We start from the raw sequence: 20,536 nt of genomic DNA, 5'->3' as shown, positions 1-20,536 counted from the left end.
CGCCAGGCTTGTCCCGGGATCCTGAAGTCACCCCGGTTTCGATGTCACCTACTACTTACGACACGTCATCAGCGGTTCACTCGCGTTCGCCTTCCGGTCCCCACCTGACGCCTGACCGGCGCCTTTTCCCCGGACGCTCACCACGACGGTCTTCAGCCAACGCAGCTCGGGGCGGTTTGACGCCTCCCACCGCAGGGCGACGCCGAAGGGCCACAAGACCTTCATCTTCCGCACAGCACCACATCAAGCAGGGTCTCTGCCTACATCAACCTCACTCTCAGTGTTCGTGGCACACCTCCAGTTGTAGATCGCGATCTTCGTAGTGCGCGGTCGGCCGGGCCGTCTCTCGTCCCGGGTTGGTCCGACTGGTCGGATCTGACGGTGGGTCGCGCCGGGGCGTTCCGGGCGGCGGCAGAGCCGAGGTTATGAATGCGGCACCTGACCATCCATGAACGTCAACCTCAGGAGCCACACGATGCGCCCCATCAGGGCAGCCTGTCTCGGCACGGCCACTGCGCTGGTCACCCTTCTCGCCGGCGCCCCTGTCGCGGCCGCCGCGACGGACACCGATTTCGCCCATGCCAAGGGCGGAGACCGAGTCATCACACTCATCGGCCATCTCGCGCAGCAGACGCGCTTCCCCGTCAACCCCGGCGGCAGCCCCGCCCAGGGCGATCGGACCGTCTTCCGCTCGGACCTCTTCGACCAGCACGGCAACCAGGTCGGCGACACCGGCGGCACCTGCACCACCACCCGGGTCGACAACGGCGGAGCGGAGGAGTGCGTCGTGAACTACAACCTCCCGGGCGGCCAACTCACCGTGCAGGGGATGGTCTTCGGCATTCTCAAGCCGGGCCCTCCCCCTTCGTTCGACAACGCGATCACCGGCGGCACCGGGGCATTCGACCGGGCTCGTGGCTCGGTCCACGCCGACACGATCGGTACGGGCACGAGGCGCTTCACGATCGACCTCGACCGCTGACTGACCCTGCCCCCGCCCGGTGAGAAGGCTGGGCCGTCCACGGCACGGCCCACCGGCTCGATTGGTCCCATTGGCGACGCCGCAACCAAGCTCGATCCCAGGCCATCCACCATCAGCGGCAAGCCGGCCCAGGCATGAAGATCGCGGGTGTACAGATCGACCCGATATTCGCGGCGTGTGCGTCTGGCAAGGATGCGATCGCCGTGGCGTGAAGGGCACACGGCCGCAACAGCGGCTGAGCCAACGAACGTTCGCTGACCCGCCAAGCGGCGCACCAGGGCCGTTCACAGGTACCAGGACGAGCCCACACAAACGCCCGGCAGCGGCACGAACCCAGGCCGTTTCCCGACGTCAGGCAGCGAATCCGACGGTGGTGACGTACTCGTACTGACCCCATTCGGAGCCGAGGTCCGCCACCGCGTCGTTGACCCAGGCCTCGTCCAGAGCCTCGTCGTCGTCTTTGGCCCATGCTTCCACGATCCGGTCCCAGTGGCGCACATTGAGTGTGCGGAACGACAGGGCCCGTTGGCGCGGGCGGGGAACCTGTGACTGGTTGAGCGGGTGGAACTCAACACGCGTTCCACGGCCTTGGCGGTTCAATCGAGCCAGCAAATACCTGGCCACATTGTGACGACGTACCGAACGGTAAGCGACCTCGATGGCCTGCAGATTCTTCTTCGACGGGCTGCGCTTGCCCTCCAGCCACGCCTTGACGGTCCGGTCGCTGACGGTGAGACCGACCTCGCGGGCCGCCTGACGAGCGCGATCGGTCCGGGTGAGATAGTGGAGCCGCGCGAGCAAGCCGCGCCGCTGCGACACTGGGGTAGCAATGAAATTGGCCAACGCATCAAGCTGACGCGCCACCGCTTCATGCCCCTTGACGCCACTGGCCCCATATCTGCCGAACTCGATATTTCTATCCGGCACCCTCTACCCCTCGCCCCACGAACCATTGATAGTCACTCAGGAGCCCCAATCCAATCATCAACCATACAGGAATTGAGGGCTGAAACGACCCACCATCCCAGAATTCCTTGCCGGAATCTGAAAGGATGCCATCCAGTTGCGTCTCTGGCGCATTCCATCCGGTGTCACCACCTGTCCGTACGGCCGTCGCTGATTCCTTAGTCCGTCGTGCCTGGAGTGCCGACACTGTAAACGTCCTTGACCTTCACCTCGGCGACGCCGCGGCCTTCAGGGAAGACCGCGCGCCAGTTGCCGATGACGTGGAGTTCGTCGGTACCCATCGCGCGGACGACCAACAGGCCCTCGTCGTACGCGCGGTGGGCTTTCCACCACAGGTTCGCGAAGGCCTGTGAGCGGATGAGGTGCATCCAGTCGGTGCGGTACAGCTCCCGGTTGTAGTTCGACTCCCCCAACGTGGAGACGAACTTCGAGTACATCGCCTTGACGTACTCCAGCGTCACCTCGTCGCCCTCGGCGATTGCCTGGTCCCGGGCGTCCTTCAGCGCAACACGGAACTTCTCCAGCAGCCCCTCCGTGGCCCCGGACGTCCACGACTCGTGGATCTCCGGCGGGTCACACAGCCCATACTTCGGGCCCGAGATCCGCAACAACAGGCGCAGGGTGGATTCGGTCACCCACAGCGGGCCCGGCTCGTCCCGGCTGCCGATCGGGTTCGGCAGGTAGGCGTCGTGTGCCCAGTCGGGCGGGCTGATCAGATGCACGCCGGCGCGGCGCCGGTCGTGGTGGTTACCCGTGGAGTGCTCCAGCTGGCCCAGCGGCAGGTGGGTCTTGAGCGCACTCAGATAGGCCCCGTTGATGTCGAGTGCGGTGACCTCGTGCTCCCCCGGCGGCAGCTCGGGCCTCGCCCACTTGGGGCGGGCCTCCCAGATCTGGTCAGCGCCGCGGGAGGACGGCTTGCGCAGGACGTCGGGCAGCCACGGATGCGCGACCACCTCGTACCGGCCGCCCTTGCGGGTCTGGTCCAGCAAGGCCATCGCGTCCGGGATCGCCCGCTTCACCAGCGTCTTGGTCGCCGCCTCCACATCGCCGGAATGCTCGCCGAGCGCGGCCGCGACGGTGGAGCCGATCAGGTCTGGGGCGTCGGCGGTCTTCAGCCGACGGCCGACAGGCACAACCTTGACCCCGCGCTCCTGCTGCCCGGGGTGGCCGGAGGGTTCCGGACGCCGGGCTTCCTTGGGCGGAGCCGGCTCCCCCGGCACTGTGGGCCCGATCGTCTGCGCAGGCTTGGCGGTGCCGCAGTCGTCGGAGTCCAGATGCTGAGGGAATCCCGCGACCTGGTGGTGGGCGGCCTGCCCGCACAGCACGCAGGGCCGGGGCACGGCGAGCTTCTCGACATCGTCACCCGGGCTGAGGCCCTGCTCGGCTGGCGCGGGCACGATGTCCCGGCGCTCGTCGGCCGGGGCTTTCGAGGGCTCCTCGGCGGCCAGTTTGGTCCGCGCACCTGTGAGGAAGTACGCGTACTTCTCCCGCACTTCGCCACTCGGGTCCCGCCCCGACTCCCATCCCCCGACCGTGGACGGGCTGACCCCCAGGGCCTGGGCGAGTTGGACGCGGGAGACGTTCAGCGCCTCACGCAGGGCACGCCGCTCCTCGACCGGCGGCAGCGCCACCTCCCTCTTGGCCCCCGCCAGCAGCGCGTCGATCGCACCGAAGTCGGTCATCACACTCCTTCGTCGGCGCTCGCAGCGCCTGCGGTGGCAGCACGGCGGCCGGGAACGCGGCGACGCTCGGCAGGCAGCGCCTCCGCAGCCCGGGTGGGTCCCGCCAGAAGATCAAGGACATCGATGCCGTAGTGCGCTGCGACCGCGTCACAGTCAGCCAGGCTCCAAGCAGCGGAACCCGACTGACGTCGGCTCACCTGAGCCTGACTCACTCCGAGGCCAACAGCGAGATCAGTCTGCGACTCACCGGCCGCATGCAAAAGCGCCGCCACAGCCGACCGCATCCGCTGCTCCAGAGTCATACCCATGACGCGAACTCTACCAATAGCCACGCATGTTTTATACGTATTTCGCATTGCGTCGTGGAAGCGGTAATGTACCTCGGCAAGATGTGGAGCTCGCCGACCATCACCAGCTCACAAGTTGCCGATGCACCCGTACACCAGGGAACCGCCGTCGGCGCTGCCTCTCCCGGACCCGAAACGGAAGGTCGCGAAGAGCGAGCGCATCGGGGCTCAAGGGCGATGTACCCTCGCCAAACCCGCCGCCCTCGGGCTGCCGCTTTCACATCCCGCGCTGCAAGGTAACGGCAATGTGCCGCGCCACCGAGCCGCCGCTGCTGGAGCTACGCCCCGGCGAACGCGTCGCCCTGCCGGCACCCGCAGAACTTCGCGGACCAGGCCCCTCAGGACACCGTCCTGCTGACGGCCGCCAAGGAGGCCGACGAGCTGCGCGGCGATGCCGCCTGGAGAAGTCCGCGGAGGCCGCGCACTCGGCCGAAGCCGGGGCGACCGTCCGTGCCGAGGACTCCGAGTCTGCCGAGCACTCCGCCGAAACGGCCGACGAACAGGCCTGATCAGTCGGAACCGTCGGGCCCGGAGGTGCCGCGGGTGACCGTACCCGTAGCGCCTCCGGGCGTTTTGCGCAGGGCGCGCGCCATGGTGTCGAGCACGGTCTGTCGCGCGCGGGTAACCTGCGCCCGCGTCATGCCGGCGAGGAGCCGCTCCTTCTCCTGGACCACGAAACGTGATCCGAAGGCATGTTCTTCGAGGCGCCGGTAGCAGTCCTCGAACACCCGGAGGACCTGGTCGTCGTCACCGCCCGCGAAGTGCCGCATCCATGTGGTGCCGATGCGCACATGCCCGACCTCGTCCGCGCCGATGAAGTCGAAGAGCCGGGCGGTGACCCTGTCCCCGTCCTTGCGGCACAGATCGGCGAAGATCACGTCGGCGTCCAGGCCGTGGCCTTCCTGGATGACCTGTTGGATGCACAGCTCCTCCAGCGGACTGGCGCCGAGGGTGAAGTAGTCCCAGATCCCGTGGTGGATCGGATAGTCGCCCATGTGTCCGCCGAGCTCGGCGACGCGGCGAGCCAGGAGTTCGAAGTGCCGCGCCTCGTCGTCCACCTGACGGGCGAGGTCGCGCTTGCACTCCCAGGGGATGTCCGGGTGCCGGACGATGACCTGGGAACAGACCTCCACCGCGCAGATCTCCACGGTGAAGGCGATGGTGTGCAGCTGATAGCGCATCCGTTCACCGGGCTCGGGCCGGAATCCGCCGGGGAATGCGTCGGCGGGCAGCACCGTCAGATCAGGTTGTCGCAGCGGTGTCCGCACGGGGGCCGGCCGTCGGCGCTCGACGGCGTCCTGGCCGGCCGTACCCGGCCGGGCGCATCCGCCCGACCGTTCGAGGAGGCCCAGCAGCGCTGCCACGGCTGCGCCGGGGGACTTCGCGGCCGGTCGCCATGAGGCCAGCCTCGTGTCGATGTCGTCCAGCAGGCCCAGCACGGTGCGCGCGGTGCGCAGGCTCGGTTCGTCCCAGCCGTGGTCCGTCCGGTCGAGATAGGTGTGCACGGCGGAGCGTATGTCGGCGTGCCAGGCCCGGAGCGCCGCCGCGCGGTCGGCGGAGTCCCGAAGGTCAACGGCCTCGTTGGTGAAGGCGACGTACGCGGCGTGCGGCCGCTCGTCGCCACCGGCCTCGTGCGGCCGCAGGAGCCCCGCGAGCCGGTCATGGACGGCGTCGACGGCCAGAGCGTCCAGGTAGAGCATGTGACCGAGTGCCACCTTGCCGAGTGTCTCGGGCACGGTCGGGATCCACCCGGCCGTGAGTTCGAACGCGCGCTCGAAGGCGTAGGCGATGCGCCCCCACCTGTCGGCCGCCTCGTCGACCGAGATCCGTTCCCCTGCGGCCGGGTCGGCTGTGGTCATTTCCTTCTCCCTTCACCTCAAGGACAGCAGGGTGCGAAAGACGGCGGACACGAATCCGTCTGAGCTCCGCTCGTCCTCCCCCGGGTGCGCCTGGTGCAGCAGGTCGAGACATTCCGGGAGACCGCCGGGCCGGTTCCACAAGGACCAGCGCACGGTCCACAGCCCCAGGAACAAGGGCAGTGCGCGCAGATCGCAGCCACGGTCGGCGGCTGCGGTGAGCAGGGTCTCGGACCAGGCGATACCGGCCGGACCCGCGCTGTGCACCAGGTGGACGCACAGCTGGGCGAGCCGTTCGCCGCGGCAGCAGTACTTCTGCGACTCGCCGAAGTCGATCAGGGTCAGTGAGGCCGGCGCACCGGGCGTGAGCAGTGGCGTCCCGACCAGCAGGTTCCGGTAGAAGTCGCGCGGAGTGAGTCCCACCCGCTGCCCGTCGAGCAGCCCGCTCCAGCGAGCGGTGACTTCCACCAGCCGTCGTGCCGCGACCGGGTCGAGTGCCGCGGCGCCCGCATGGCGCACCGTGAGCAGATCGGACAGCTCCGCCTGGAGCGATCCGGAGCGGGGCCGCACCCGATCGAAACGGCCCAGCGCGTCCAGTACGCAACCCAGCAGGGCCGGGTCCGTGCCCGCCGGGGTGCGTGCCACGAGGCTCAACGGCTGTGCGACGCGGCCGTTGCGCATCACCGCGGGGGATAACGCCATGGTGGCGAACGGCAGTAACGCCTCCAGATACACTCGCCCGGCGAGCGGCCACGCCGCTGCGCGCAGCTCCTTCGCCATCCACAGCATCTGCAGTACGTTGCGCCGGCGCACGAAGAAGAGGTGTTCCGCCTGATCGGTGACGACCGACAGGCGGGGCGGAGCCGAGCCCGTCGAGTCGTCCAGACGCGCGTCGCGCACCGTCGGGCGTTCGCCCGTACGCCGCTCGATGTAGGCCCGCGCGCAGGTCACGGCCGCGTCCAGGTCCACGACCGCGGGCGGCCGCATCGTGGAGGTCATTTCTCTTCGACGGCGGTCGCGGCGTCGGACGGCTGCTCGGCCCCGGCTTCGGGCGGCTGCTCATCCCTCGCCCAGCGCCAGACGACCACCACGAGGGGGATCGACAGCAGCGAGTTGAGCACCGGGGCGAGAAAGCCCTGCCGGATGCTCAGCTCGGACAGGAGCGCGGAAACCAGCGGAGCGAGCCCGGCGGCCACGTAGATCACCGAGTTGATCAGGCCCATGGCCACTCCGGCGCGTTCCCCGGCGGCATCCGCGACCGTCATCATCACGACGAGGAACACGGGGGCCGAGGCAAGCCCGAAGAGCACCATCAGCACGCCGATCACCAGCGGGTCGTCGGTGAGCGAGCACAGCCACACGACGGGGCCGCCCGCGACCGTGCAGGCGGCGAGGACCGGCATGGCGCGCCTGCCCTCGGCGAGCTTGCCCACCGGTCCCTGAAGCAGGGCGTACGCGAGTGACTGCACCGTGATGAGCAGGCCGATGGTCGCCGCGCTGATCCCTTTGTCCTTGCCGTACAAAGGCAGGACGAAGGTGAGCACCTGGAAGTTCATGAAGTCGAACAGGAGCAGCGTGAGCAGGGCCAGAGTGACCTTGTCCTTGAGGATCTCCGGCAGCGACAGCAGCTTCACCGGCTGGCGCGGCGGCCCCTCCTCCTTACGGAGCAGCAACAGGGCGAACAGCGTGGCCGCGATCAGGAGACACGCCTGCACGACGAAGACCGCACGCAGGGCCAGGAAGCCGCCGATCGCGCCGCCGAGCACCGGCCCCGCCACGAACGTGCTCGACGAGACGGTGCGTTCGGCTCCCAGGACCTCACCGCGACGGCCCGAGCGCTGAGCCAGCTCCATGAGGATGGCCTGGGCGGCAACACCGGCCAGCGGCGCGGTGAGGCCCTGCAGGACACGCAGCGCCACGAACTCGCCCGTCGAATGGGCGACCAGGTACCCCAGCGGCAGCACGCCGAGGACGACACCCGAGACGCCCATGAACTTCTTGCGGTCGAAACGGTCAGCCGCGTTGCCCGCGAACAGCGCCGCCAACGCGCTCATGAAACCGCTGACCGCCACGACGGCACCGTTCTCGCCGACGGGTAGGCCCGCGTCCTTGAAATACAGCGGCAGGATGGGGGCCACCATGCCCACCGTGAGCATGGTGATCCCGGAGAACACGATCAGGCCCATGATGCCGGGTTTGAGGAATTTCATGTTCCGCGGTCGCTCCCATCATCGGGCTTGTGTCTCGGTTCAGTTCACCGTGTGGCTCGCCTGCGGCGGCTTGACCCAGCCGCGGTTCCCGGTGGACAGCACGGCTTCCAGATACAGGGACCGGACCTCGGCCAAGGACAGGTTCCTGGTGGGCATCACCGGTGAGCGCAGATCGAGCCGGTGGTACATCTCCATCCAGTCGTCGTCCAGGAGGTCTTGGATCTTGGGGATGATGTCCGTTCCGGGGAACGGCGCGAACGGCTGGAACCACACCTCGTCGCTGTCCAGTTCGCGTGTCAGCCGGATGCTGTCGCGGATGCTCTGTTCGTCGTCGTCGGGGGTGCCCACCATCACCGACATCACGGTCCGGATCCCGGCGGCGCGCGTCATCGACACCGCGTCCTTGATCTGTTGTACGCGGGTGCGCTTGGAGATGCTGTCGAGGATCCGCTGGCTGCCCGACTCGACACCGAAGAAGATGCGGTAACAGCCGGCGTCGTGCATGGCGGTGAGGATCTCCTGGTCGAGCCGGTCCACCCGGGTCTCGCACGACCAGGTGATGTCGAGTCCGCGTTCCCGTATCTGCGCGCACAGCGCCAGAACATAGCGCCGGTCGATGGTGAAGATGTCGTCGAAGAACGTGAACCGGTCAAAGCCGTAGGTGCGCTGTACGTGGCTCACCTCCGCGACGAAGTCCTCGGGGGCCCGCCTCCGGTAGCTGGCGTTGCTCATCACCCTGATCGCACAGAAGCTGCACGGGTAGGGGCAGCCACGGCTGGCCAGCGCACTGGTGTCGTCCGACACCGTTCGATAGCGCGCCATGGGGATGAGGTCGCGCGCCGGCCAGGGCAGCTCCCGCAGGTCGGGGCGGCGCGCCCGCTGCGGATGACGACGTGGACCGTCGGGGGTGGCGACCACGAGCCCGGGGATGTCGGTGACCGGCTTCCCCGACTCCAGCGCGTCCAGGAGCTCGATCAAGGAGAACTCGGCCTCACCCACGAACGCGAAGTCGAGCGCCCCGTGGCGCAGCGACTCCTCCGGCACCAGCCCCGCATGCGGGCCACCTGCCATCGTGGGCAGCCCCAGCTGCTTGGCCAGCCCCGCCAGGCGCATCCCCTCGTGCCAGTTCATGGTGACGAAGTACAGGCCCACCGCGTCGAAGTCCTGCATGAGCGCGGAGACTTCGGCCTGAGTGTGCTCCTCGATCCCCAGATCCAGGATCGCCGCGTCATGCCGCCCCGACTCCCTCAGTGCCGCGGCCAGGTACCCCAGTTGCAGTGGCGGATACGGCTGCAGCGCGTACCCGGGGGTCGGCGCGTTGACCAGGAGCACCCGCATCAGCAAGCACCACCGCGTCCGCCCGCCGAGGTCACCGACACGACCGGAAGCGTGCGCCGGACGGTCGGCGGCGGTACGTAGTCGTCGGGAATGTCCTCCCGCAGGCACACCGGGTCGGGCGCCTTCAGGTCGCCGTACTCGAACCAGGCGTGGGCACGGCAGGCACCGTTGCAGTCGACGACCTTCGAGCAACTGGTGCACTTGCCGGTCAGCGTGGTCGACGACACGTCCCGCATGCCGGCGAAGAAGGGAGCGCTTCGCCAGACCTCACCGAGTGAGGAGTCCTTGATGTTGCCGACGGGGTGGTCGAAGAGGACGCAGGGCGTCACCGTGCCGTCGTACTGCACGCAGCACAGGGTGCGGCCCGCGCCGCATTTGGCGGGCTGGACCGGGGACTTGCCCTGGAGTGCCCAGATCTTCATGGGCAGCGGGTCGTCGAGGTGCACTCGCATGTCCGGATCACCGGTGTGTTCCGCCACGAAGTCGGCCAGATGGCGGATCTCGTCCACGCCGAGGCCGGTCTGGTAGTAGATCTCGTGCCCCCTGCCCACCGGGCACATGCCCGTGAGGCGCCACACAGGTACGCCCTTGTTCTTCAAGAGGGCGTGCATGTCGTCGAGCTGGGAGACGGTCTGGCGGCACACCACGGTGCCCACGCTCATCCGCACGCCGGATTCCAGCAGCGTGTCCATCGCGTTCAGGGCGTCCCGGTACGCTCCGGGGACGCGACGGAAGGTGTCATGGGTCTTCGCGTCCACCCCGTCGAGACTCACCAGGACGTCCTCGAGCTCCAGTTCCCGGATGCAGGCGGCCTTCTCGGGGGTCATGTACGTTCCGTTGGTGGCCATGTAGACGCGTACGCCCCCCTCACGCGCCCGCTCGATCACCTGGAACAGGTCCTTGCGCAGGAGGGGTTCGCCGCCCGCGATGTAGAGGAAGAAGACCCGGTTCTCGACGAGTTCGTCGACGAGCCGCATCGCCTCGTCGTGGGTCAGTTCACCTGGTTGCTTCTTTCCGGAACGGGACAGGCAGTGGTCGCAGCGCAGATTGCAGATGGACGTGATGTTCCAGTAGACCGACATGGGATAGTTGAAGGTGGGGACCGGCCCTTTCACGTCATGGCCTCCTCGTCGAACATGATGTTCCTCACGGCGTGCAGCCAGAGTCGTTCCAGCTCCCCCTTCTGCAGATGCTTCAGTTCCATCGCCCGCACGAAGGGGAATTTCGAGGTCTGTTCCAGGTCCTCGAACCACCGGTCGTCCGTCACCCGGACCCCGAACTCCTCCGGCGAGTCGTAGATCGGCGTCATGGGGAAGGGGACGACCATGGAGACGTCGGCGAAGTGGGGCTGCGCGGCGTGGTGGAAGTCGATGGTCTCCTCGACGGTCGCCGATGTCTCACCCGGGCCGCCGATCAGGTAGTCGACGTAGACGGTCAGCCCGGCGTCCTTGCTCCATCGGATGGCGTCCAGGCCCTGGCGGACGGTGGTCACCTTGCGGTAGTTGCGCAGGACCTCGGCGGACCCCGACTCGATGCCGTAGTTGATCCGGTAGCAGCCGGCCGCCTTGAGCTTGTGCAGCACGGCAGGGTCCACGAGTTCCGGATAGCTTCGGCAGATCCACTGGACCGGCAGCTGTCGCTCGATGATGAGATCGCAGACCTCGTGCGCCCAGCTCTTCTTGATGGTGAAGTTCACCTCGATGAAGTCGAAGCGGTTGATGCCGTAGTCCTGGACCAGCGTTTCCATCTCGGCGACCAGTGCCTCGGGTTTCTTGTAGCGCACCCGGCGCGTCTGTACCTGCGGCAAGGCGCAGAAGGTGCATTTCATGGGGCAGCCTCGATGGCCTTCCAGCGAGAAGAAGTTGGCCAGCCGGTACAGGTGCATCGGCAGCACCTCGAAGGCGGGCTGCGGGAAATCCATCGGACCGTTGCGGACCTCGCGCCGGCCGTTGTGGACCACCGTGCCGTCACGTTTCCGCCACGCCAGTCCTTTGACCGAGCCCAGGTCTTTCGAGGGAAGCGCCTGGACGTACTCGAGCAGGGCGTGTTCTCCTTCGCCGTGGACCATGGCGTCGATGTACGGGTGGTCGCGCAGGCCCTGCTCGGCGACGAGCCCCATGTGCGGTCCGCCGAAGATGACGGCCACCTCGGGATGCGCCTTCTTGATCTCCTTCGCGATGTGCAGGCCGAGCGGGTAGTTGATGAACTGGCAGCGGAACCCGACCACGTCTGCGCCGTAGTCGGCCACGCGTCGCACCACGTCCTGGTCCGACAGGCGTTCCGCGGCGCAGTCCACCACGACCACCTCGTGTCCCGTCCGCACCAGTGGAGCGGCCACGCAGGCGAGACCCAGCGGTGGATAATGGGCCCGGAAGTTCTCCCGGCCCCCGTACTCGGGCACGCCGGGGTGGATCAGCATGACTCGCATATGACTCCGCTCCTCCTGCCGCGGTCTGTGCAAAGCTGGTGGAACCTGCCCCCCGAAGGGCACATGGCTAGCAACTCAGTGGGATGCCGTCGCTATCGAGGTGCGAACGTGCCGTTGCCGGGCTCAGGCCGCCCAGGCCATGCACAGGTCCAGATCCTCCATGTCGTCGATTTCGGGCTCGCTGTACGCCAGCAGCTCGTCCTCGGAGGTCTCGAGCGTCTCGATGTGCTCCATGCCAGTCACCTCCTTCCGTGGCAGGCTCGACGGCATCCCAGGTGCCCTTCGGGGGGCAGGCGTTCAGTGGTGCCGGGCCGGCACCGGCTCGGCCGCGGCGAGGTGTTCGTCCACCAGAGCCGCGAGGCCGCGCCATGCGACGGGACCCGGCGCGGGCGGACGGGTGGTCAGCACCCCGCCCGGTACGAAGAACGGATCGAGATCGCAGTGGTGGCCGCTGATCCGCAGCTGAGACCGGACGAGCACCACATCCCCCGCGGCGGGCCGGTCGGTCTCCCGCCGGGCCCGGTGCCCCGGCGTGAAGTGGACCAGGGCGTCGGGCTCGTCCGGCGAGCGCAACGCGGGGTCGCCCTCGGCGATCTCCACACGGCTGACGACCAGGCCCGAGCCGTCGATCTCCGCAAGGTTGCACAGCCGGCCGGCGATCTCGTCCAGCAGGGCGGGCGCGGCCGCCGCGGACACCACACCGTCCGCGTCCCGGCCCCGCAGACGCAGCCGCAGACCGCGGCCGTCCGGGCTGTGGGCCTGCCCGTGCAGGCCGCTGGCGCGCAGCCAGGCGTTGAGATCCACCGTGGCACGCAGCGACTGGCATCCATGGGGTGAGGCGATCAACAACTCCGGATACGTCGCGGACAGCGCGCCCACGAGCTCGTCCAGCTGCAGATAGGCCTGCAGCACCGCCGGCTGCGGATGCTCACGGCTGTCGAACCAGTGGCTTGTGAAGTCGAGTTGGTGCCACAGGTGGTGCTGTGCCGGTTCTATGTAGGGAACGCAGGCCAGGAGCACGGACGGGCGCTCGTCGGCCGCCGCGGTGATGATCTCGTTCACCCGCGACCCGCAGTCGGCCAGCAACTCGGACACCAGCGCGTCGTCGAGCACCCCGTCGCTGTGGGCGGCGAGCGTGCCGGGCGTCCCCGTGAGCGGCACCGGACCCGCGGTGGAGCGAGCACCGTCCTGGGGCGGAGCGACATAGACGACGACAGGTGAGGTGCTCAGCACCGCGCACCGGCTCACCGCTGTTCCCCGGGCCGAGTCGAAGGCGACCCACGGGCTCCAGCCCCGCTCCGGCACGACCGTCTCGTGGCCCGCGAGGCGCAGCCGCAGTCGACGGCCGTCGTCACCGGGTGCCGCCTCCAGGGTGAGCCCGGGGTACGGCTCGCCGGCGTTGCCCTGCAGCGTGGCCGTGCCTCCCACACCCGTCACGGGCTTACCGGGCTCCGTCGCCCCTTCCTCCAGGACGACCATGTAGGGGTCCATCGGAGTGCAGTCGTGCGGGACGGGCGGCGGCGCGATCGGGCTGCGCACGCCGTTCGCCGCGCGGTGCCGGGGCAGGAACACGGTCAGCACGTCGTGGCCGGCGTCGCTGAGCCGGGCCGGCAGGCCGTCGGAGGCGTCCGGGGAGTCGCCGAGTACGGTCTGCCACAACGCCGCGGGGTCCGTGGGCCCGGCCGGGTATGCCGGGCGCAGACCACCGCGCACCATCGCCTGGGCCAGGTGGGGCAGCAGGCCCGCGCGTATCCAGCCGCGCAGCAGGTGGTGGTCGAGCCCGGGGGCGAGGACTATCGCGGCCTGCGGGTCCACGGCGCTCATCGGTTCCTCCTCGTGCCGTCGGCTGTCGCCGGGTCGTCGCCCATGGCCACCGCATAGCGGTGCAGGGTGCGTGCGGTGTACGCGGTGAGCGTCCAGTCGCCGGGATCGCCGGGGCGGTGGGTGAAGCTTCCGTCCTCGTTCCGCCACCGGGTCAGGGCCCTGACGGCGGCCGCGACCTCGGGGCGCCGGGCGTGACCGAGCTGGACCAGAGCGCCCAGCACGGCCTGCGTGGGATCTGTGGCCTGCTCCCAGCTGCCGTCCGGTTCCTGCCGGGCGAGCAGGTGCTCCGCGGCCGTGGCGGCCGCCGGGAAGGGGCGGCGGACAAGGCGGTACAGGTCGACGACGACGGCCGTGCTGAAGAGATCGAATCCCGCGAAACGCAGAGCGAGTTCGGGATTGGGCCCTTCGGCGAGGCTGCCGTACCGGCCGGCGCCCCGTTCGAGGAACGTCATGGCCCTGGCCGTCAGCGCGGCCGCCTCCATCACGTTGCACAGCGACTGCGCGACCGCCGCGGTGATCCAGACATGCGCTCGCGGTGCGCGGTACCAACTGCGGGCCCACGGCACGGAGTCGCTCTCCACCCAGCTTCCGTCGCGGAGCTGGCGCTGTTCGAGCCAGCGCAGTGCCGGAGCGAGCCACCGCGCGTCGCCGTCCAGGTGCAGCCGCCGCGCGGCGTCGGCCGTCCACAGCACCGAGGGTTCGCCGCCACCGTACTTGCTCTCGTAGCCGCCCTCGGGTAGCCGTGCCCCATGGACGAGCTCGAGTTTCGTGGGCCGCAGCCAGGGCGGCTCCGGCGCCAGGCCCGACTCGACCACCAGACACTGGGCGTCGATGGCGAACCGGTCGGGCGGCTGTGCCATGACCCATGCGACCGCGTCCCGGGCCGCCGCGCGGGCCAGTTCCGCGGTGCTGCTGCCTTCGGTGATCCTCATGGCTCGACGACCACCAGGTCCCGGGATTCCATGTCGTCGAGCAGCCGCCGTACATCGGACTGCAGCTTGCCCCGGTCGACCCCTTTGACCCGCTTCAGCATGGCGTCCGTCAGTCCGTCGAGATCGCGGGCGTCACCGAGCAGGTCCCACACCACGCCGGCGATGCGATTGAGCTTGCTGAATTTCGCCGTGACCGGATTGAACAGGAAGTACTGGCCGTCGGGTTCCACTCGATCGATGATCTGGTCGTTGCGTCGATAGACGGTTGTCACGACTGCTCTCCCTGGTGGCTAGAGATGGGACGACGGTGTGCGGCGGCGAGGCGCGCCCCGTCCAGCAGCAGATCCGGGGCGCCGACGGGGCCGTGCCGGTGCACCGCGGTGCCCAGTTGCTCGATGGAACCGAGCAGGGCGGCCGGTGTGGTGGTGAGCGGAACGCGCACGGTGCGGCCGGCCGGTTCGCCCTGGTGAAGGGGGACGCCCAGCAGTTCGGCGCTCAGCCGGCCTTCTCCCGCGGACAGCCCTCGCACCCCCTGGACCAAAAAGCCCTCGCCGGCCGCCTTGAGCAGCGCGTCCCGCGGCGCGTGCGCCGGACGCAGGGTGAGCACGCTCACCCCCACGGCGGGCCATTGCGTGTAGGAGGTCCGCTGGACGTTTCCGGAGGCCAGCGGGTCACCGGTGCGCCGCCTGGTGTGGTGGTCGCCGAGGCGTCCCACCCGCCGGCCCGCGTCGATCAGGGTCTTGCGCGCGGTCACGATCCCTTCGCCGTCGAACGGTGCGGCGCCCACCACGTCCACGGCCGTCGGATCGTCTTCCACGGTGACGGCGGGGAGAGGCCGGTCCGCCGGCCCCGGTGCGGCCGGGGAGACGAACAGACCGGCGCACTGCGCGAGCAGCCGGGCGGCGACCGGTGCCGTGACCAGCAGCGGCTCGCCGCGCAACCGGCGGCTGCTCGACGCCCGGCGCGCCCGACCGTCCGTCACCAGCTGCCCGGCCAAGTCGTGCACCGGTAGATCGCCGAGGTCCCGCCCCCACCAGGAGGCGTGCCCCATCCCGTGTCCCCCTTCGTCCGGTACCAGGGCGGAGACGCTGACGTGCACATAGGCCTCTTCGAACGCGCGGGCCAGCCCGGTGCCGTTGCAGATCACGGTCCGGCGGCGGCCCAGTTCGGCCCTGAGCGTCACCGGAGTGCAGAGGGCATCGCGCCGATCGGTCAGAGCGGTGCGCACAGCCGTGAGCGCTTCGCCCAGGTCCACCCGGCGGACATCGGCCAGACGCGGCCCCGCCACGAAGTCGGGCGTCCGTCGCGGATCGGCCGGCAGTTCCGCGTCGTTCGGTACGACGGTTTCGGCGGCTCGGGCGGCGGCGGCCACGGCCCTCGCGATTCCCGTGGGCCCGAGGTCGTGTGTGGCGCAGAAGCCGACAGCGCCCCGTCGGAAGCACCGTACGGCCGCGCCCGCCGTCGTGGTCACCGTGGTGTCGAAACCCCGGTCGGTCAGCTGCAGAGCGTCGCTCCAGTAGGATTCGGCGTAGATCTCCGCGTCGTCCGGGCAGTCGGCGAGCAGCGCTGTGGCGTCCGGGATCACCAGGCACCTCCGGGTGCCACGGCCAGGGCCTTGACGCGCAGCGTGGGCTGGCCCACGCCCGCCGGCTCCCACCGCCCCGCCTTCCTGCAGTGCACCGCACGGTGCCGCACGTCGTCGCCGACCCGGTCGATGTCGCGGAGGGTCGAGAGGATCTCGCCCATCACCCGGACCCCGGACACCGGGCGGCCTTTCCGGCCGTGCTCGATGAGGAACCCTTCGCGTACGAGGACGGAGAACGCCCCGCTGCTGGGCGAGACCTCGGCACCGCCGATGGTGCTCACATAGAGGCCGCCGGCGGTGTCCGCGAGGATCTGCTCCGGTGACTGGGTCCCGGGCAGGGCGTAGGTGTTGCTCATCCGGGGCAGGGCCGGGTGCCGGTGCCCCGGTCTGCGGGCGTGGCCGGTGCTGTGCCGGCCGCTCCACCCCGCGGTGTCCCGGGTGGTGAGGCATCCGGTCAGGCGCCCGCGGTCCAGCAGGGTCACCGGGCTGGCCGCGGCACCTTCGTGATCGTGGGTGTACGAGCCCCAGCCGCCCGGGAGGAGCGGGTCGTCCACCACCGTCAGGCCTTCGGGACCGAGCCGCTGCCCCGACCTGCCGCGCAGGACGGAGCCACGTTCGAGGACGTCCGCCTCCAGGGCGTGGCCGCACACCTCGTGCACGAACACCCCTCCTGCCGCCGGCGCGAAGATCACGGGCAGGAACCCGGGTCGGCACTCGACGCTGTCCAGCACGTGCCGCGCGGAGGCGGCGGCGAGGCGTCCGGCGGCCGCGGGATCCCAGGCTTCGTCGGCCCGACCGGCCGCCGTCCGCGTCCGGACCGTGTGCTGTCCGGTCGCCTTCCGGGCACCTTCGGCCATCTGGCAGCGCACGGTGAGCTCGCTTCCGGACCAGTGGCCGCCGGCCCGCCGGCCGTCGGAGTGCGCCACCGCCCAGACGCGGTGGTGGTGTGCGGCCCGGCTTCTGATACCGCCGTCGTGGGGGTGTGCCCCCCTGGCGGCGTCGGTGAATGCGGCTCGGTTCAGGGCGAGGGCGTCCCCGGGCAGGGCGGGGGCGGGAAGGAGGCCGTCCTGCGGGCCATCGTTCCCCGGCTCGCTCGCCTCTGGGCGGACGAGCGCGTCGATGCCCCGGTCCGTGAGGCTGTCGGTGGCGAGGCGGCAGGTGGTGCCGTCGTATTGCTCGATCAGTACTCCCACGCCTCCGACCAGCCGCTCCTCGTGGCGGATGACTTGATCGCCGAGTGCCGCCGTCTCCACGGAGAGCGCCTGGTCGACGAAGACTTCGACGGCGCGCGCCCCCGGGAGGGCGCGCCGCATACGTGACAGCACGTCGGCCGCGAGGACGACGGCAGCGGACTCCGGCGGCGTCACCGGGCCGTCTCCGGTGCCGACTCAAGAGCACGGCGCAGCCGGTCCTCGGTCTCCGCGACGTCGTCCGGCGGCGCATGCGCGACGAACGTCCCCTGGTCCGCGAGGCGTTCCAGATGGACGCCGACTTCACTGAAGTGCTCGGGACCGGTGTGCACGAGCCGCTCCACTCTGCGAGCGATGTCCGTGGCGGGGCGCCCGGCCAGCCACTCCCGGCGTGCGGCGAGCCCGCGCTCAGCCGCGGTGCCCGCGGGCACGATCTGCTTGACGGCCCCGAGGACGGCGTGACGGATGTCCTGCTTCGACGGCCGTAGCGCCGCCAGCTCCGTGCCGAGGCGAAGGAAGTCCCGGAGCGTGCCGGCGTCACGGGGGTCCCGCAGGGACAGCAGCCGCAGCGTGCCGCGCAGATCGTCGGCGTCCATCAGCCCCGCGTAGGCGCCGCCTCGTTCCCGGACGTGCTTCATGAGCCAGCCGCCGGTCAGGTGGCTCGCCACCGCCTGATGCTCGGGAGTGACGGAGCCGTACGACGGGTGCAGGACGCAGCCGACGGTGTGGAGTGGAGCCGGTGCCTCAAGGACCTCGAGACGCGGTGGCTCGGCCGGTCCCCAGCCGTTTGTCGGCGGTTCGGGGACGAGTTCGGTCCGGTGCCCGGCCAATTGTTCCGCCAGGTGTTCCGCCGTGGCGCGTGCCCGGTCGGTTTCCTTTTCCCACGCGGTCGTCAGGCCGAGAAACACTCGTCCGCGTCCCAGGATGCGGCCCCGTATTTCCGCGATCTGCGCGGCATTCGGTGGAGCGCTGGCGAGCCTGTCCCACGCCGACTTTCCGGAGACGAGTTCGGCCAGACATCCCTCGACATCGATTCCGCTGAAGAGCCGGGTGTCGACGAGCCGGTGGACCCGCGGTCCTCGGAGGGCGCGCAAAAAGGTCCTATGTGCCTCCGCCGCGGTCTTCACCTCGGCGGCGGACATGCTTCCCGGTATGACCCGTCCCAGGGTGCTGGTCAGCATTTCGGCGTGCTGCTGCAGGCATTGTGTGTGCAGGACGACATAGGCGTCACCATCTCGCGGCGGGCCGGGGAGAAACGAGTGCCGAGCCCTCGCCCCGAAGTCCGCGGCTTCGTGTTCGACGGCGCGTGACACGGCTCGTGCCCATACCGGAACCAGGGGAATCAGTTCTGCGGGCAGACCGGCCAGCGAAACGGCGACGTCGAGATGGACGAGCCCGTGCGTGGGGAGTGTGCAGTGCTGCACCGGGATGCCCGTGGCAGCCATGCTGACCTCCTGCGGAACCTCTGATGCATGGTCCATGGTGAAGTCACCGAAAAGCGGCGGCCGACGTTTACGCCGGGCGGATCCGGACGCTTTCTTGCGCCGTTGATTCTTTTCCGTGTGAAGGTCCCGTGAAGGGTCTCCGGGAAGTGTCAGCAGGGTGACCCGGTGCTCGTTCTCACTGATCCAGGTGCGTACGAGATGGCGCATGTGCCCACCGGGGTCCTCGCACCATGCGCGGACGCGGGCCGACGCCTCGTCCAGGCGTAGTTCCGCGAGCGGGTCGGCGCCGTACGGCCAAGCCGTCATCACTCGGTCGAACAGTGCGCGCCCCGCGCCCCCACCGCCCGCCCGCGGCTGCCGGAGCGTCATCTCGACGCGGTTGCACGCCCGGGTGAGGTCGGCGGCCGGCAGGCCCTCGTCGGCCACCTGGGTCATCGCTGCGGTGACGGTGCGCTCGAGCGTGTCGAGGCGATCCTCGGTGACGTCGCCGACCGCGACGCCGAAGACGGGAGTGCAACCGTGCAGTTCAAGGGCGGGCCGGTTGCTCGGGGAGCCGAGCGCGGCCAACCGGCCGGCGAGCAGCCCGGATATCGGATCAGCCAGGGCGTGTGCGAGCACCCGCGCGGCGAAACGATTCGCTGCATCGGTCAGCGACGGCAGCGCCCAGCTGACCCCGGCCACACTCGTGGACCCGGCGACGGCCCGGGTCACCGCCCGCACCGGCCCCCTGGCCGAGGGACCGGTGTGCGCCGCGGCCGGGCTGCCCGGCACATCGCCCAGTGCCGCGGCGAGCGCCGACAGGGCAGCGGTCACATCCACGGCTCCGTAGAGGAAGAACAAGGTGTTGGACGGCACGTAATGCACCCGGTGATAAGCACGCACATCGCCAACCGCCAGTTTCCTGAGCCGGGCCGGATCTCCCCCTGACACACCGGAGCAGGGATGCCCCGCGAGGAGCTGACGCCGCGCTTCGAGCGGGTGCAGTTGATCGGGGCTCCCGAACACACCCGTCATTTCACTGACGACCACTCCGGCGCCGCTTCCGTCCGGAGAGCCGACCAGCTCTTCGAACACCGTGGCCGACAACTGCGGCCGATACAGTGTCTCGACCAGAATCGGAATGAGCGCAAGATGGTTTCTCCGGCCCCTGGTCGCAACCCCGTAGACGGTGGTGTCGGGGCGTGTAGCACCATTGGCAAATGTGGCCGGCGAGCCAAATAGCAGGGCTCCTACGAGATCCAGATCCGGGAAGGCGTGGGATCCCGCCAGGACGAGATGCTCAAGTACGTGTGGAATCCCGAGATCTTGGTCCGGTGCAGTGCGCAGACCCGCACCGAGAAAACATTCCTCGTCCGCGCAGGGAACCACCAGGACTTCTGCGCCCGTCACCGCGTGCCTGAATAAGCTTGCCGTTGCCCCGTCGTCGGAAAGATACGCGCTGCGTAGTAGGGAAAAGCCGTGCTCCACTCGATCAACCCCCGTGGCGGCTGCGATCTTCGTCGGGTACCCGAGCCGCTTGGTCGATTACTGGCGGAAAGCGATGGTTGGCAGGGACGCTACACCGGGCTCACAAAGATCGCCACACCCGAGAAGTAAAAGAAATGAGGAGCATTGATCGTCCGTATTCGGAATTCTTCATTCGAGCCGAAGAACGCCGAGAACCGGCCAACCTGGCCGACGGGTCATCCCGGTTGCGGCCATCCCCGCCACAGTCGGCAGGTCAACCACCGGGCCGCAGTCGCGCCCCAGGA

16 protein-coding genes and 1 pseudogene are annotated in these 20,536 nt (G+C 69.3%); 2 read left to right on the top strand and 15 right to left on the bottom strand.

The annotated features are described in order from the left end of the window. The first annotated feature begins 475 nt into the window (after positions 1–475). On the top strand, positions 476–982 hold the full coding sequence (locus AB0M27_RS36065) for a hypothetical protein (protein ID WP_365728288.1): 507 nt from the start codon (positions 476–478) through the stop codon (positions 980–982). A gap of 351 nt (positions 983–1,333) precedes the next feature. Here the strand turns inward: AB0M27_RS36065 and AB0M27_RS36060 are convergent, their stop codons facing one another. The 3 genes from AB0M27_RS36060 to AB0M27_RS36050 all read right to left on the bottom strand — a co-directional run bounded on the left by AB0M27_RS36060 (position 1,334) and on the right by AB0M27_RS36050 (position 3,938). Further along, entirely contained in the window at positions 1,334–1,909 is a 576-nt protein-coding gene (locus AB0M27_RS36060; protein WP_365728287.1) for a transcriptional regulator, read from the bottom strand. Positions 1,910–2,106: 197 nt separating this feature from the next. Next, on the bottom strand, positions 2,107–3,630 hold the full coding sequence (locus tag AB0M27_RS36055) for a helix-turn-helix transcriptional regulator (protein WP_365728285.1): 1,524 nt from the start codon (positions 3,628–3,630) through the stop codon (positions 2,107–2,109). Beyond that, the gene (locus tag AB0M27_RS36050; RefSeq protein WP_365728283.1) at positions 3,630–3,938 is read right to left on the bottom strand and encodes a helix-turn-helix transcriptional regulator; all 309 of its coding nucleotides are present in this window, start codon (positions 3,936–3,938) and stop codon (positions 3,630–3,632) included. The genes AB0M27_RS36055 and AB0M27_RS36050 overlap by 1 nt, the downstream gene beginning before the upstream one ends. Positions 3,939–4,047: 109 nt before the next feature. Between AB0M27_RS36050 and AB0M27_RS36045 the strand changes: the two are divergent. Further along, positions 4,048–4,486: pseudogene (locus AB0M27_RS36045) on the top strand (oligopeptide/dipeptide ABC transporter ATP-binding protein); the annotation flags it as partial. Here AB0M27_RS36045 and AB0M27_RS36040 read toward each other — a convergent pair. The 12 genes from AB0M27_RS36040 to AB0M27_RS35985 all read right to left on the bottom strand — a co-directional run bounded on the left by AB0M27_RS36040 (position 4,487) and on the right by AB0M27_RS35985 (position 20,252). Then, positions 4,487–5,836: a DUF455 family protein gene (locus tag AB0M27_RS36040; RefSeq protein ID WP_365728282.1), complete on the bottom strand. Its 1,350-nt coding sequence runs from the start codon at positions 5,834–5,836 to the stop codon at positions 4,487–4,489. Between the two features lie 12 nt (positions 5,837–5,848). Continuing rightward, complete coding sequence (locus AB0M27_RS36035) at positions 5,849–6,832, bottom strand: hypothetical protein (protein ID WP_365728280.1); 984 nt, start codon at positions 6,830–6,832, stop codon at positions 5,849–5,851. Continuing rightward, a complete protein-coding gene (locus AB0M27_RS36030; protein ID WP_365728278.1) occupies positions 6,829–8,043 on the bottom strand; it encodes an MFS transporter in 1,215 nt (404 codons plus the stop codon). Before AB0M27_RS36030 ends, AB0M27_RS36035 begins: the two co-directional genes overlap by 4 nt. A 39-nt stretch (positions 8,044–8,082) precedes the next feature. After that, complete coding sequence (locus AB0M27_RS36025; RefSeq protein ID WP_365728276.1) at positions 8,083–9,381, bottom strand: radical SAM protein; 1,299 nt, start codon at positions 9,379–9,381, stop codon at positions 8,083–8,085. Beyond that, positions 9,381–10,496, bottom strand: a complete 1,116-nt coding sequence (locus AB0M27_RS36020) for a radical SAM protein (protein WP_365728274.1) — start codon at positions 10,494–10,496, stop codon at positions 9,381–9,383. Before AB0M27_RS36020 ends, AB0M27_RS36025 begins: the two co-directional genes overlap by 1 nt. Further along, positions 10,493–11,809, bottom strand: a complete 1,317-nt coding sequence (locus AB0M27_RS36015; protein WP_365728272.1) for a radical SAM protein — start codon at positions 11,807–11,809, stop codon at positions 10,493–10,495. The genes AB0M27_RS36020 and AB0M27_RS36015 overlap by 4 nt, the downstream gene beginning before the upstream one ends. A 297-nt stretch (positions 11,810–12,106) precedes the next feature. Then, the gene (locus AB0M27_RS36010) at positions 12,107–13,633 is read right to left on the bottom strand and encodes an alkaline phosphatase family protein (RefSeq protein ID WP_365728270.1); all 1,527 of its coding nucleotides are present in this window, start codon (positions 13,631–13,633) and stop codon (positions 12,107–12,109) included. Then, positions 13,630–14,565, bottom strand: coding sequence for a prenyltransferase/squalene oxidase repeat-containing protein (locus AB0M27_RS36005; protein ID WP_365728268.1), 936 nt, complete (start codon positions 14,563–14,565; stop codon positions 13,630–13,632). The genes AB0M27_RS36010 and AB0M27_RS36005 overlap by 4 nt, the downstream gene beginning before the upstream one ends. Then, positions 14,562–14,837, bottom strand: coding sequence for a PqqD family protein (locus tag AB0M27_RS36000; protein ID WP_356310670.1), 276 nt, complete (start codon positions 14,835–14,837; stop codon positions 14,562–14,564). Before AB0M27_RS36000 ends, AB0M27_RS36005 begins: the two co-directional genes overlap by 4 nt. Then, positions 14,834–16,150, bottom strand: a complete 1,317-nt coding sequence (locus AB0M27_RS35995; RefSeq protein WP_365728266.1) for a metallopeptidase TldD-related protein — start codon at positions 16,148–16,150, stop codon at positions 14,834–14,836. The genes AB0M27_RS36000 and AB0M27_RS35995 overlap by 4 nt, the downstream gene beginning before the upstream one ends. Beyond that, entirely contained in the window at positions 16,147–17,517 is a 1,371-nt protein-coding gene (locus AB0M27_RS35990) for a TldD/PmbA family protein (RefSeq protein WP_365728264.1), read from the bottom strand. The genes AB0M27_RS35995 and AB0M27_RS35990 overlap by 4 nt, the downstream gene beginning before the upstream one ends. Further along, positions 17,514–20,252, bottom strand: a complete 2,739-nt coding sequence (locus AB0M27_RS35985; protein WP_365728262.1) for an insulinase family protein — start codon at positions 20,250–20,252, stop codon at positions 17,514–17,516. The genes AB0M27_RS35990 and AB0M27_RS35985 overlap by 4 nt, the downstream gene beginning before the upstream one ends. Positions 20,253–20,536: the final 284 nt, after the last annotated feature.

This window comes from Streptomyces sp. NPDC052107, assembly GCF_040680215.1.
Classification (GTDB): domain Bacteria; phylum Actinomycetota; class Actinomycetes; order Streptomycetales; family Streptomycetaceae; genus Streptomyces.
The sequence above is the reverse complement of the archived record's forward strand: the minus strand, read 5'-3'. Positions and strand labels throughout refer to the sequence as shown.